Raw genomic sequence first — 12,491 nt, 5'->3', positions numbered from 1 at the left:
GCGCGGACCCCTCGTCGGCCAGACTGCGCGACCAGGACTTCCAGGCCCCGATGTCGCGCGCCGTCGGGCTGGGGACCGCCGGCCTCGTCGAGCTCACCGATGTCGAGCGCCACGAGCGCCTCAGGCGGATGCACGACGGCACCCTCGGCTCGGTCCACTCCTGGGAGCTCGTCACCGCCGTCGACGGCCCCGGCACCCGCCTGACCGTCTTCCTCAACGGCTGCGGCCTGCGCTGCCTGTACTGCCACAACCCGGACACCTTCCTCATGAAGGACGGTGCCCCCGTCTCCATCGACGAGATCCTCGGGCGGATCCGCCGCTACCGCAGGATCTTCCGCACCACCGGCGGAGGCGTGACGATCTCCGGCGGCGAGGCGATGATGCAGCCCGAGTTCGTCCGGCGCATCGTCCACGGCGCCAAGGAGATGGGCGTCCACACCTGCCTCGACACCTCGGGCTTCCTGGGCGCGGCCTGCGACGACGACATCCTCGACCACCTCGACCTCGTCCTCCTCGACGTCAAATCCGGCCTCCCCGAGACCTACACGCGCGTGACCACCGGCGACCTGCAGCCGACCATCGACTTCGGCGACCGGCTCGCCGCCCGCGCAGACACCCGCGTGTGGATCCGGTTCGTCCTCGTCCCCGGCCTGACCGACGCCCCGGAGAACATCCGCGCCATCGGCGACATCATCATCAAGTGGAAAAACGTCATCGACCGGGTCGAGGTCCTCCCCTTCCACCAGATGGGCCGCGACAAGTGGAAGAACCTCGGTCTGGCGTACGCCCTCGACGACACCCTCCCCCCCACCCCCGAGGCCACCGAGGAGGTCCGCGACTACTTCCGCTCCCTCGGCTTCGAGGTCCACTGATCCACCCGCCCTTCGCTGCACTTTTTTCCACGCGAGCCAAACAGATGCTCAATTTGGGCCTAAGGTCCCGATGTGTGATCTTTTCGACGTAGGGTGACGCCGAGCCTGACGCAGAGGTCAGGCCATCCCCCACACGAACGAGGTCATCGCCCATGGCTCGAGTGATCGTTCTCGGCGCCGGGGTCGCCGGGCACACAGCGGCCCAGCACCTGCGCCGAATGCTCCCCCGACAACACGACGTCATCGTCGTCAGCCCCAACTCCCAATGGAACTGGATCCCGTCGAACATCTGGGTCGGAACCGGCCGGATGACGAAAGACCAGGTCCTCTTCCCCCTTGCCCCCGTCTACCGGAAGAAAGGCATCGACTTCCACCAGGCCAAGGCCGTCGCCATCTATCCCGAGGGGCTCGGCCCCGATTCCACCCCGCACGTCGAAGTCGAATACACCTCGCCCGAGCAGAAAGGCCGGACCGCGAGGATCGGCTACGACTACCTCATCAACGCCACCGGCCCCAAACTCAAATTCGAGGCCACCCCCGGCCTGGGCCCCGACGCGGGCCATTCCCTGTCGGTATGCACCGCCGCCCACGCCGAACAGGCCTCTCAACGACTCGCCGCGATCATCGACGCCGCGAAATCCGGGCGCAGGCAGCGCCTCGTCATCGGCATGGGCAACGGCACCTGCACCTGCCAGGGGGCCGCATTCGAATACACCTTCAACGTCGAGTTCGAACTGCGCGAAGCCGGGGTGCGCGACGCCTGCGAGATCGTCTACCTGACCAACGAGGCCGAACTCGGCGATTTCGGCGTCGGAGGCATGCGCTTCAAGCAGAACGGGTTCTTCACGACCTCCCAGCTGTGGACCGAATCCCTGTTCCGCGAACGCGGAGTCAAAGCGATTTCGGGCGCCGCGGTGACAAGGGTCGACGAGGGCGAGCTCGTCTACGAGACCCTCGACGGCGTCGAGCACGCGCTCGACTTCGATTTCGCGATGCTCCTGCCTCCCTTCTGCGGCCAGCCGATCGCGGCCTACGCCAACGACGGCACGGACATCACCGACACGATCTTCGCGCCCTCGGGATTCATGAAAGTGGACGCCGACTACTCCAAGACCTCCTACGAGGAGTGGTCGGCCGAGGACTGGCCGAGAACGTACCAGAACCCGACCTACGACACACTCTTCGCCGCGGGGATCGCCTTCGCCCCTCCCCACCCGATCTCGAAGCCGCGAGCATCAGCCGGCGGAACGCCCATCGCTCCGGCGCCCCCGCGCACGGGCCAGCCCTCGGGCACGATCGCGCGCGCCGTCGCCGAGACGATCGTCGACCGCATCAAGGGCCGTGACAAGCCGGCCCATCAGGCGTCGATGGCCGACATGGGCGCCTCCTGCGTCGCCTCGACCGGCGCCGACCTCATGCACGGCTCAGCGGCGGCCATGATCATGTACCCGGTCGTCCCCGATTACCGGAAGTACCCGCTGACTGGACGCCACCCCCGCCACACGCGCGGCGAGATCGGCCTGTTCGGGCACTGGGTCAAGCACATGCTCCACTACCTGTTCCTCCACAAAGCCAAGGGCCGCTTCGGCTGGTCCCTGATCCCCGAGTGACGTCCACCAGCCCCCTGAGGAGAGAGCATGACCACCACCCACCGCGCATCGATCGACGAACTCGACCCCGAGCAGCAAGAGCGCATCGCGCGAGCACCCCTGCCGACAGCAGGAACCCTGCGCGCCCGCTCGCTCATCCCGCTCCAGCTCGGCAAGTTCGCGGTCATCAACCTGCGCATCATGGACATCGTCCTGCGCGAGAGGCTGGCAGCCACCGCGCGCAAGGCCCGATGAACAGCCGCGCGACCCTCCCATGATCCCGGAGGGTCGCGCGACCCATCGGGCCGATCGGCGTCAGTTCTCGGCGAGGAAATCGTCGAGCCGGCCGATGAGACGGGCCCGCTCGTCCCCGTCGACCCACGCGACCTCCAGGGAGTTGCGGGCCAGACGCGCCAGGTCGTCGCGGTCCAGGCGGCAGTGCTCGGCCAGCGCGAGGTAGTTGTCGGCGACGTATCCGCCGAAGTACGCCGGATCATCGGAGTTCACGGTGACGTTGACGCCGCGGCGCATGAGATCGACGATCTGAGCGCCCTTCATGTCCTCGGTGACGAAGGAGTTCGACATCGGGCAGCACGTCAGGCCGATGCCCCTGTCGCGCACGAACTCGACGAGGGAGTCGTCCTCGACAATGTTCGTCCCGTGGTCGAGCCGCTCGGCGCCGAGCTCGGTGAGGGCCCGGCGGATGTTGTCGATGGACCCGACCTGGTCGATGTCGCAGTGCATCGTCACTCGCAGCCCGTTCTCCCTGGCCAGGTCGAAGACCTCGGCGAATTTCTCCGGCGGGTTGTCGCGCTCGTCGGAGTCCAGGCCCACGCCGATGAACATATCCGCGTAGGGCAGGGCGGCGCGCAGCGTCTCCATCGCGGATTCGGCGGGCAGATCGCGCAGGAAGCACAGGATCAGATCCGCCGACAGCCCCTCTTCTCTCGCCTCCTCGACGGCCCGGTGGTAGCCGCGGATCACGGTCTCGATCGCGACGCCCCGGGAGGTGTGGGCCTGCGGGTCGAAGAAGCACTCGGCCCGAACCACCCCGTTGCTCCTGGCCCGGGCGAAGTAGGCGGCCGCCAGGTCGTGGAAGTCGTCCTCGTCCTGGAGGACCTCCATCGCCGGGTAGTAGACCGCCAGGAAGGAGGTCAGGTCGTTGAATCGGTACGAGGCCTGGACCTCCTCGATCGTCGACTGGCCGATGTCGACGCCGTTCTTGGTGGCCAGGGCCAGTTTGAGATCGGGCTCAAGGGTGCCCTCCAGGTGCAGGTGGAGCTCGGCCTTGGGCAGTCCATAGGCGAATTCACGGGTCACGGGTGCGGTCACGTTTCCTCCAGGTGCTCACGGGCTGTTCGGGCACGTCCCCGCCCCCTCCTCGCATGCGCGAGGATTCGTCTCCCGGACGTGTTCCTGGCGGAGGTGCGTCCCCGCCCCATCCTCGCACGCACCAGTCCCCCGCCGCATCGGGGTCCCAGGCGTCCCCGCCCGCGCGGGCGGGGACCGCCCCCGGTCAGGCGAGGGTGCCCATCGGGTCCCACGCCGGCAGGTGGACCGGCTCGTCGCCGAGAACGGCGCGCAGCTCCTCGGGCAGGGCGTCGACGCGGACGACGACCTCGAACACGTACTCGGTGAACCACGCGTCGTCCATCGTGAAGAAGCCCTTGTCGCCGGGCTCCTCCCCCCACGAGTTCTCCACCCGCCAGCGCCTCGGCGCGCCGTCGTCGCCCAGGTCGACGCCGGTGAAGAGCATCGCGTGGTTCATCGCCGATTCTCCGGTGACGACCCGCTGCTCCTTCGTCGTCGACAGGTCGACGCCGAAGAGCCCGGAGTAGTCGTGGAGCCCCTCGACGAACAGGCCCCGGTCGCGGTCGGACTGCTGGGAGCAGTCCGCGCCGAACCAGACGGGCTCACCGGCGCGCAGCGCATCGGCGGCCAGGCGCTTGATGAGGTCGATGTCGACGTTGAGGTAGCGGATCGGGCGCCCGCCGACGACGTTGCCCAGGTGGTCGACGGTCATCATCGTGCCCTTGGGGTGCTCGGCGCGCGGGTCGTCGACGAGGCACACGTAGTCGGTCAGGTCGATGTCGACGTAGCGGGCGTAGAACTCGCGGGGGGTGAGGACGCCGTCGCGGTGGAAGGCCCCCTCGTCATCGCGCCACTGCCACTCGACCTGCGTGGGGGGCTCGCCCAGGCAGATCGACAGGATCCTCCACACCGCGGCCAGGGCCTCCTCCTTGGCGGCGCGCACCCGGGCGTCGTCGGCGCCCGAGGCGATGAGGTCCCGCAGCTCGACGGCGGTGCGGCGCAGGAGGACCTGGAGTCGGCGGTTCATCGGGTCGGTGTTCGACGAGGACTCCGTCTCCGGCATCGCGTCCTTGGGGACGAGGCCGTGAGCGAGGTAGAGGGACACGGCCATATCCCACTGGCCGCCGTCGCCGAGGACGTCGGCGAGGAGGAACTGGAGGAGCCGCCCGTCCAGGGGCTCGTCGGCGGTGGCGATGACGTCGGAGAGGAACCAGTTGGCGCGCTCGAACTTGTCCCAGAACAGGACGTAGTTCTGGGAGAACTCGAAGTCGGTCAGGCCCATTTTCGTGCGGGCGCGCGAGCGCAGGAGGTTGAGGGACGAGAAGAGCCAGCAGCGGCCGGACTTCTTCTGCCAGGTGGCCTTCCAGTCGTCGATCTTGTCGGAGACGCAGGTCGTGGCGGCGACGACGGCCTCGCGGTCGAAGGAGGACGGGTCGACGCCGGAGACGGTGACGGCGTTGCGGGCCAGGCGGGCCGTGGGGTCCAGGGCGGCGGAGCGCACGTCGGCGAGGAGATCGTCGGTGACGGCGTGGCGGATGTCTGTCATGGGTGTCGGGTCCTTTCTCGTCGGATGCCGGGCGGGCGCGAGTCGCCTCGATGGTACTCGCCTCGCGCGGCCTGGCCGCCCGGCGGGTACTAGGCTGGTCGTCGCCACCCCATCGAGTCGAGGAGGACGCATGAGCGCGCCGAGCGCATCGGGAACCCAGATCACCCTGGCATCGGGCAGGTACGAGGCGAGGATCGTCACCGTCGGCGCCGCCCTGGCGGGCCTGCGCTTCGACGGCCACGACCTTGTCGTCGGGCACGGGGTCGACGAGATCGCCACGTCCTACTCGGGCAAGACCCTGATGCCCTGGCCGAACCGGATCGCCGGCGGGGTCTACCGGTGGGAGGGCGAGACCCACGAGGTCCCGATCAACGAGGCGTCGACGGGCGCCGCCCTTCACGGGCTCATGTGCTGGACCGACTGGACGGTGATCCACGCCGACCGGGACTCGGCGACGCTCGGGGCGTTCATCGCCCCCCGCTACGGGTACCCGTGGGCCCTGTCGGCCTCGGCCACCTACGCCCTGGACGACGTCCGGGGGCTGACGGTGTCCCTGACGGCCCGCAACGTCGGGTCACGGCCGGCCCCCTACGGCGTCTCCTCCCACCCCTACCTCACCGTCGACGAGGCGCCCTCGGACGTCTACGAGTTGACGTGCCCGGCGTCGACCGTCCTGGAGACCGACGAGCGCCTCTCCCCCATCGCCTCGACGCCGGTCGACGCGGCGGGCATGGACTTCCGGGGGACCCGGGTCATCGGGAGCCAGCACGTCGATCACGCCTTCGGCGGCCTGCCCGACGGGGAGTGGACGACGACGCTGCGCGACCCGTCGACGGGGATCGCGTCGAATCTGCGCGCCGACGCCCGGTGGGTGCAGGTGTACACGGGCGAGAACCTCGGGCGCCGCGGCGTCGCCGTCGAGCCGATGACGTGCCCGCCCGACGCCTTCAACTCCGGGGACGACGTCGTCGTCCTGGAGCCCGGCCAGGAGCACACGCTGACGTTCAGGATCTACGGGACGCGGGACTGACTGCCCCGTCGTCGCCCGCCGATCACATCCTCCCGGCGGCGGCGACGACGAGCGTCAGGGCGACGGCCCCGGCCGTCGATGAGCGCAGGACGGTAGGGCCCAGGCCGATGAGGCGCGCGCCGGCGCCCGTCAGCGCCTCGACCTCCTCCGGGGCGATCCCGCCCTCGGGGCCGACGACGAGGAGGACCCGGGGGCAGTCCGGGCCGATGGGGGTGTCGGCGAGGAACCGGGTGAGGGATCCGGTCGCCTCCTCGTGGCAGACGAGGGCGAGGCCGCCTCCGTCGACGCAGTCGGCGACGAGACCGGCCAGGCCCCGCGAGTCGACCGCCTCGCGCACGCGCGGGACCCGGGCTCGTCGGGCCTGCTTGGCGGACGCCCTGGCCACGGCCTCCCACTTGGCCCGTCCCTTGGCGGCTCGTTGGCCCTCCCACTTGACGATCGCGCGCGTCGACTGCCACGGGACGACCTCGTCGACGCCGATCTGAGTGCACACATCGACGGCCTGCTCGTCGCGCCCGCCCTTGGCGAGGGCCTGAACGAGGACGATGCCGGGTGAGGGCGCGCCCTCGTCGACCCGGTCGAGGACCAGCAGGTCGAGGCCCTGCTTGTCGGCGCCCTCGACGCGACAGGTCAGCCTCGTTCCCTCGCCGTCGACGACATCGACCTCCTCACCGACGCGGATGCGTCGGACCTGGGCGGCGTGACGGCCCTCGTCGCCGTCGAGTCTGACGCGGTCCCCGGCCGTCCGGTCGGCCGTCCCCTCGCGCTCGTCGGCGAGGAACACGGGGCGGGTCATTGGCCGGTGAAGGTCTCGCGCAGGCGCTCGAAGAACCCCTGCTCGCGGTGGTGGGGCTGGACGTGCTCCTCGCCGCGGATCTCGGCGAGCTGCTCGAGGAGCTCGCGGGAGCGGGCGTCGAGCTTCGTCGGCACCTCGACCTCGATGTGGACGTGGAGGTCCCCGCGCCCGGGCCGCTGGAGGCGGCCGACGCCCAGCCCGTCGAGGACGATCTCCTCGTGGGGCTGGGTTCCGGGGCGGATCGTCACGGCGGTCGGCCCGTCGAGAGTGTCGAGCTGGAAGTCGGTCCCCAGGGCGGCGGTCGTCATCGGGATGGTGATCCACGTGTGCAGGTCGTCGCCGTGGCGGTCGAAGACCGGGTGTTTCTTCTCGCGGATGACGATGTACAGGTCGCCGGCGGGGCCCCCGCCGGGGCCGACCTCCCCCTGGCCGGTCTGCCTGAGCTGGACGTCGGAGGCGGCCCCCGCGGGGATCTCGACGCTCAGGGTCCGGGTAGTCCTGACCCTCCCGGTGCCCGAGCACTCGTGGCACGGGCTGGGGATCGTCGTCCCGTACCCCTGGCAGGCGGGGCACGGGGCCTGGGTCTGCATCCGCCCCAGGAGGGTGTTCTGCACCTGGACGACGACGCCACTGCCCCGGCAGTTGGCGCAGGTCGCGGGCTCGGTGCCGGGCTCGCACATGGAGCCGGAGCAGGCGTGGCACAGGACGTAGGAGGGGATCGTGATCTCCTTGACCCCGCCGAAGGCCGCTTCCTCGAGGGTGATCTCCAGCGCGACGCGCTGGTCCTTGCCGCGCTGGGTGCGCGACGGGGGTGCGGAGGAGCCGAATCCGGCGGAGAAGCCGCCGCCGAACATGGCGTCGAAGAAGTCCCCGAATCCGAAGCCCGCACCCTGGGCCCCGCCTCCGCGCAGGGCATCGGGGCCGCCGAGGTCGTACATCCGGCGTTTCTCGGGGTCCGAGAGGGTCTCGTAGGCGACCGACAGCTCCTTGAAGGCCTCCTCTGACTCCGGTCCGGCGTAGTCGGGGTGGAGCTGTCGGGCCTTCTTCCGGTAGGCCTTCTTGATCTCGGCCTGGTCGGCGTCGCGATCGACGCCGAGGATCTCGTAGTAGTCGTTCACTCGGGGCTTTTCCTCATCGGTGGGCGCACTCGGTCAGTGCGCGAGGTAGCGGGACAGGTAGGCGGCGACGGCGCGCACCGACGACATCGTGCGCGCGTAGTCCATGCGGGTGGGGCCGACGACCCCGAGGTGGGCCCGGGGCCCGTCGGAGGCGCCGTAGGTCCCGGTGACAACGGAGGCCTGGGCGAGCGCGTCGTGGGGGTTCTCCGCGCCGATCGTCACGCGGACGCCCTCGTCGGAGTCGAGTTCGGCGAAGAGCCGCATGAGGACGACCTGCTCTTCGAGCGCGTCGAGGACGGGGGCGATGTCGCGGAAGTCGACGGCCCCCCGGGCCAGGTTCGATATCCCGGCGATGGCGATGCGCGACGAGGCGGCGGGGCGCATGAGGTCGAGGAGCGTCTCGACGACGACGGGGATTCCTACGCGGGTGGGGGCCTGGGCGGCGAGCGCGTCGAGGGCGGGCCGCATCTCGTCGGAGGTCAGTCCCTCCCCCGCCTCGTTGAGCCGGGTCCTCAGATCGTCGAGGTCGTCGGGGTCGAGGTCGTCGAGGCCCTCAACGATGCGCTCGTGGACGAGACCGGCCTCGGTGATGACGATGACGAGGAGGCGCCCCGGGCCCATTTCGACGATCTCGACGCGGCGCAGCCTCTGGGCGTCGGGCGTCGGGTACTCGACGACGGCGACCTGCCGGGTGACTTGGGCGAGGAGGCGGACGGTGCCGGTGACGACCTCGTCGAGGTCGGTGCTGCGGGCGAGGAAGGATTCGACGGCCCGGCGCTCGGGGGCGCTCATCGGCTTGAGGGCGGAGAGCCGGTCGACGAAGACGCGGTAGCCCTTGTCCGTGGGGACCCTCCCGGCGCTCGTGTGGGGCTGGTAGATCAGGCCGGCCTCCTCGAGGAGGGCCATGTCGTTGCGGATGGTGGCCGAGGAGACGCCCAGGTCGTGGGATTGGGCGATGACCTTGGACCCGACGGGCTCACGGGTGTGGACGTATTCGCTGACGATGGCGCGCAGGACGTCGAGACGGCGCTCCTCGCTCATCTCGTCCCCCTTCCCGCCGGCTGCGGCCCGCGCCTGGCACTCGATTTATTCGAGTGCCAATCGTACTCCTCGTCGGAGGCCGGAGCGCGCCGATCGGCTATTCCAGGTCCGGTGCTGTGACGAAGTCGATGAGCTCCTCGACCCGTCCCAGCAGGGCCGGCTCGAGGTCCTTGTAGGTGCGCACGCGCGAGAGGATCCGCTTCCACCCGCGGGCGATGTCCGCCTGGGTGGCGTGGGGCCATCCGAGGGCGTCGAGGGTGCCGTGCTTGATGTCGGTACCGCGGGGGACATCCGGCCAGGAGGCCAGTCCGAGGCGCTCGGGCTTGACGGCCTGCCAGATGTCGACGTACGGGTGACCGACGACGAGGACGCCCCCGCCCCATCGCCGGGCGGCCGCCTCGGCGATGCGGGACTCCTTCGACCCGTCGACCATGTGGTCGACGAGGACGCCGGCGCGGACCGCGCCCGTCGGGCGGAACTCCTCGAGGACCTCCTCCAGCCGATCGACGCCGTCGAGGAGCTCGACGACGATGCCCGCTTCGGCTAGGTCGTCCCCCCACACGTGCTCGACGAGCTCGGCGTCGTGGCGTCCTTCGACCCAGATCCTGCTCGCCCGCGCGACCCGGGCCGGGCCTCTGGGGGCGGCGATGGACCCGGAGTTCGTCAGGGCCCTGCCTCCCGGCGTCGTTCTTGTCGGCCGGGCGCCCGCGGGCGGGGGGCCGACCGGGGGCAGGGCGATGATCGGGCGGCCGTCGAGCCAGAATCCGCCGCCCAGGGGGAAGGAGCGGCGGACCCCCCGCCGATCCTCCAACTCGACGAGGTGGATGCCGCCGGATTTCTCGACGCGGGTGACCGCTCCGACCCATCCGGAGGAGACGTCCTCGAGGACCATGCCGATCTCGACGCGGACGTCGCGCGAGCGGGGGCGCCGGGCGTTCGGCCCGTCGCGGTGGGGGTCCTCGCGAAGGACGTCGGCGCCGTAGGGGTCCAGGGGGGTGAAAGGCACCTGCTTACCCTAGGGGAGGCGCGCATCCGGGGCTCGCCACCCCGCCGGCCGCGCGCGGATCCGGGGATAGCCCTAACCGCGCCGCCTCGGCTCTAACGCACCCCGCCGGCCGCGCGCGGATCCGGGGGATCGGCCGAGTCCAGTCGCTCGTGCCCGGCCCCACCCCGCTGTCGCGTGCGCGCCGATCGGGGCGGGCCGGGGCGCGGCCGCCTACCGGCGGGAGCCGTCGCGGCGCATCCGCGAGTAGAGGGTGGCGACGATTCCGGCGAAGAGGATGACGCCGATCCACCGACCCGCGGCGGCGAACGACTCGGGGACGAGGGCGAGCGGGGCGTCGGACCCGGTGAATCCGACGATGCCGGCGTAGACGACCCCCCACAGGGACTCGCCGACGATGAGACCCGTGGCGACGAGCGTGCCGATGCGCCTGGCCCGTTCCGGATCGTCCTGCCGACCGGCCCACCGGTCGTGGAGCACCCCCAGGAGGGCGCCGATGGGGACCATCACGGTGACGGACATCGGCAGGTACATGCCCATCCCGACGGCCAGAGCCGGCAGGGACAGGTTCCTCGTCGTGCGCGTGAGGACCTCGTTGACGGCGATGACGACGGCCCCGATGAGGGCGCCGATCCCCAGGAGGCGCCAGTCGAGGTCCCCGCCGAAGACCCCCTCGATGAGACTGGAGATCAACGAGGCCTGGGGGGCGGCCAGCGCGTTGGGCCCGGCCCCGGGGGCTCCGACGAAGCCGAACGCGGTCTGCATGAGGTTGAGGACCGGGGGGATGATGATCGCCCCGAAGAGGACGCCGATGACGAGCGCGACCTGCTGCTTCCAGGGGGTCGCGCCGACGAGTTGACCGGTCTTGAGATCCTGGAGGTTATCGTTCGAGATCGTCGCGATCCCGAAGACGACGGCCGCGGTGAACAGCGTGTAGGCGACGAGGGCGGAGAGCTGATCGCCCTCGATGGTGCCGTGGACGGCCTTGACGACGAGGGCCGCGGCGATGGCGACGATGATGCCGACCCCGGAGATCGGCGAGTTCGACGCCCCGATGAGGCCCGCCATGTAGCCGCACACGGAGGCGACCGCCAGTCCCGTCACGAGGATGAAGAGCACGGAGATCGCGACGAGTCCGAGCCTGTGGTCGGCGAGCGCCGAGTCCTTGAGGAAGAGCCACAGGAGCACGCCGATGGGCGGCATCGAGGCGAGGGTCACGCCGATGACGACCCGGCCCGACAGGTCCTGCTCGGTCAGGGGCAGCGCTTCACCGGCGCTGCGCCGCGCCGAGGACGCCAGGGAGTCCCGGATGCCGCCGATGATCGGGACGATGAGCTTGATGAGCGTCCACACGGCGGCGACGGCGATGGCGCCGGCGCCCATGAGGCGCACCTGAGAGCGGAACGCCCCGGAGACCGCGTCGGCGAACGCCGCGGAGTCCCCCACCGGGACCGACCCCCAGGTCTGCATCGGCAGGAGGACCCCGTAGGAGATGAGGACGCCGACGATCATCGCGACGCCGACGCCCAGGCCGACGAGGTGGCCGATGCCGATGAGGGCGAGGGACAGGGAGCCGGAGAGCATCGTCCCCCCGGCGCCGACTTTGATGGTCGCGCCGATCTCGGTGCCGATCGCCCGGAGCGATCCGAGAACGGTGAAGGCCGTGGATGACAGGGCGCCCCAGATGATCGCCATGAGCCCGCGGTGGGATTCCTCGCCGGCCTCGGCGGCGTCCCCGACGCGCAGGACCTCGGCGGCGGCCACTCCCTCGGGGTAGGGCAGGTCGGATTTGGACACGAGGGCGCGTCGCAGCGGCACGGAGTACATGACGCCGAGGACGCCTCCCAGGGCGATGACGAACACCGACTGCCAGTAGGGGAAGCCCTGCCACCAGCCGACCATGACGAGGCCCGGCAGGATGAAGATGATCGCCGACAGGGTCCCGGCAGCCGAGGCGATCGTCTGGACGATGTTGTTCTCCTGGACCGTGTGGTCCTTGAAGGAGCGCAGGACCGCCATGGAGATGACGGCCGCGGGGATCGACGTGGCGAAGGTCAGGCCCGCCTTGAGCCCGAGGTAGACGTTCGCGGCGGTGAAGACGAGCGTGATGAGGCCGCCGATGCACACGCCCCGGAGCGTGAGCTCTTTGACGGAGGGGGCGGCGGCCTGGGTCGGGGCGGACATG

General features: G+C 70.5%; 11 protein-coding genes. 4 read left to right on the top strand and 7 right to left on the bottom strand.

Translation table 11 applies throughout. The features are described 5' to 3' along the window. Positions 1 to 50 precede the first annotated feature (50 nt). From pflA to M3T53_RS03765, 3 genes are all read left to right on the top strand, one after another. The gene (pflA, locus tag M3T53_RS03775; RefSeq protein WP_272433304.1) at positions 51 to 872 is read left to right on the top strand and encodes a pyruvate formate-lyase-activating protein; all 822 of its coding nucleotides are present in this window, start codon (positions 51 to 53) and stop codon (positions 870 to 872) included. A 152-nt stretch (positions 873 to 1,024) separates the two neighbouring features. Beyond that, a complete protein-coding gene (locus tag M3T53_RS03770) occupies positions 1,025 to 2,482 on the top strand; it encodes an NAD(P)/FAD-dependent oxidoreductase (RefSeq protein ID WP_272433121.1) in 1,458 nt (485 codons plus the stop codon). Between the two features lie 27 nt (positions 2,483 to 2,509). Then, positions 2,510 to 2,716 carry a hypothetical protein gene (locus M3T53_RS03765; RefSeq protein ID WP_272433120.1) on the top strand — a complete coding sequence of 69 codons (207 nt, stop codon included), beginning with the start codon at positions 2,510 to 2,512 and terminating at the stop codon, positions 2,714 to 2,716. Positions 2,717 to 2,776: 60 nt separating this feature from the next. Here M3T53_RS03765 and add read toward each other — a convergent pair whose 3' ends face one another. Together add and M3T53_RS03755 are read right to left on the bottom strand one after the other, a co-directional pair. Then, entirely contained in the window at positions 2,777 to 3,793 is a 1,017-nt protein-coding gene (add, locus tag M3T53_RS03760) for an adenosine deaminase (RefSeq protein WP_272433119.1), read from the bottom strand. 184 nt (positions 3,794 to 3,977) lie between these two features. Then, entirely contained in the window at positions 3,978 to 5,318 is a 1,341-nt protein-coding gene (locus tag M3T53_RS03755) for an aminopeptidase C (RefSeq protein WP_442866917.1), read from the bottom strand. A 130-nt stretch (positions 5,319 to 5,448) separates the two neighbouring features. Between M3T53_RS03755 and M3T53_RS03750 the strand changes: the two genes are divergently transcribed. Beyond that, on the top strand, positions 5,449 to 6,348 hold the full coding sequence (locus M3T53_RS03750) for an aldose-1-epimerase (RefSeq protein ID WP_272433118.1): 900 nt from the start codon (positions 5,449 to 5,451) through the stop codon (positions 6,346 to 6,348). 22 nt (positions 6,349 to 6,370) lie between these two features. Here M3T53_RS03750 and M3T53_RS03745 read toward each other — a convergent pair whose 3' ends face one another. From M3T53_RS03745 to M3T53_RS03725, 5 genes are all read right to left on the bottom strand, one after another. Beyond that, complete coding sequence (locus tag M3T53_RS03745) at positions 6,371 to 7,144, bottom strand: 16S rRNA (uracil(1498)-N(3))-methyltransferase (protein ID WP_272433117.1); 774 nt, start codon at positions 7,142 to 7,144, stop codon at positions 6,371 to 6,373. Then, positions 7,141 to 8,262 carry a molecular chaperone DnaJ gene (gene dnaJ, locus M3T53_RS03740; protein ID WP_272433116.1) on the bottom strand — a complete coding sequence of 374 codons (1,122 nt, stop codon included), beginning with the start codon at positions 8,260 to 8,262 and terminating at the stop codon, positions 7,141 to 7,143. The genes M3T53_RS03745 and dnaJ overlap by 4 nt, the downstream gene beginning before the upstream one ends. 33 nt (positions 8,263 to 8,295) lie before the next feature. Then, on the bottom strand, positions 8,296 to 9,303 hold the full coding sequence (gene hrcA, locus M3T53_RS03735) for a heat-inducible transcriptional repressor HrcA (protein ID WP_272433115.1): 1,008 nt from the start codon (positions 9,301 to 9,303) through the stop codon (positions 8,296 to 8,298). Positions 9,304 to 9,400: 97 nt separating this feature from the next. After that, positions 9,401 to 10,195: a DUF3097 family protein gene (locus tag M3T53_RS03730; protein WP_442866924.1), complete on the bottom strand. Its 795-nt coding sequence runs from the start codon at positions 10,193 to 10,195 to the stop codon at positions 9,401 to 9,403. Between the two features lie 324 nt (positions 10,196 to 10,519). Then, positions 10,520 to 12,490 carry an OPT family oligopeptide transporter gene (locus tag M3T53_RS03725; RefSeq protein WP_272433113.1) on the bottom strand — a complete coding sequence of 657 codons (1,971 nt, stop codon included), beginning with the start codon at positions 12,488 to 12,490 and terminating at the stop codon, positions 10,520 to 10,522. Position 12,491 lies beyond the last annotated feature (1 nt).

The sequence above is a fragment of the Actinomyces sp. B33 genome (assembly GCF_028437565.1).
GTDB lineage: Bacteria > Actinomycetota > Actinomycetes > Actinomycetales > Actinomycetaceae > Pauljensenia.
Note: the sequence above shows the minus strand (reverse complement) of the source record. Positions and strands in the feature narration are given on the sequence as shown.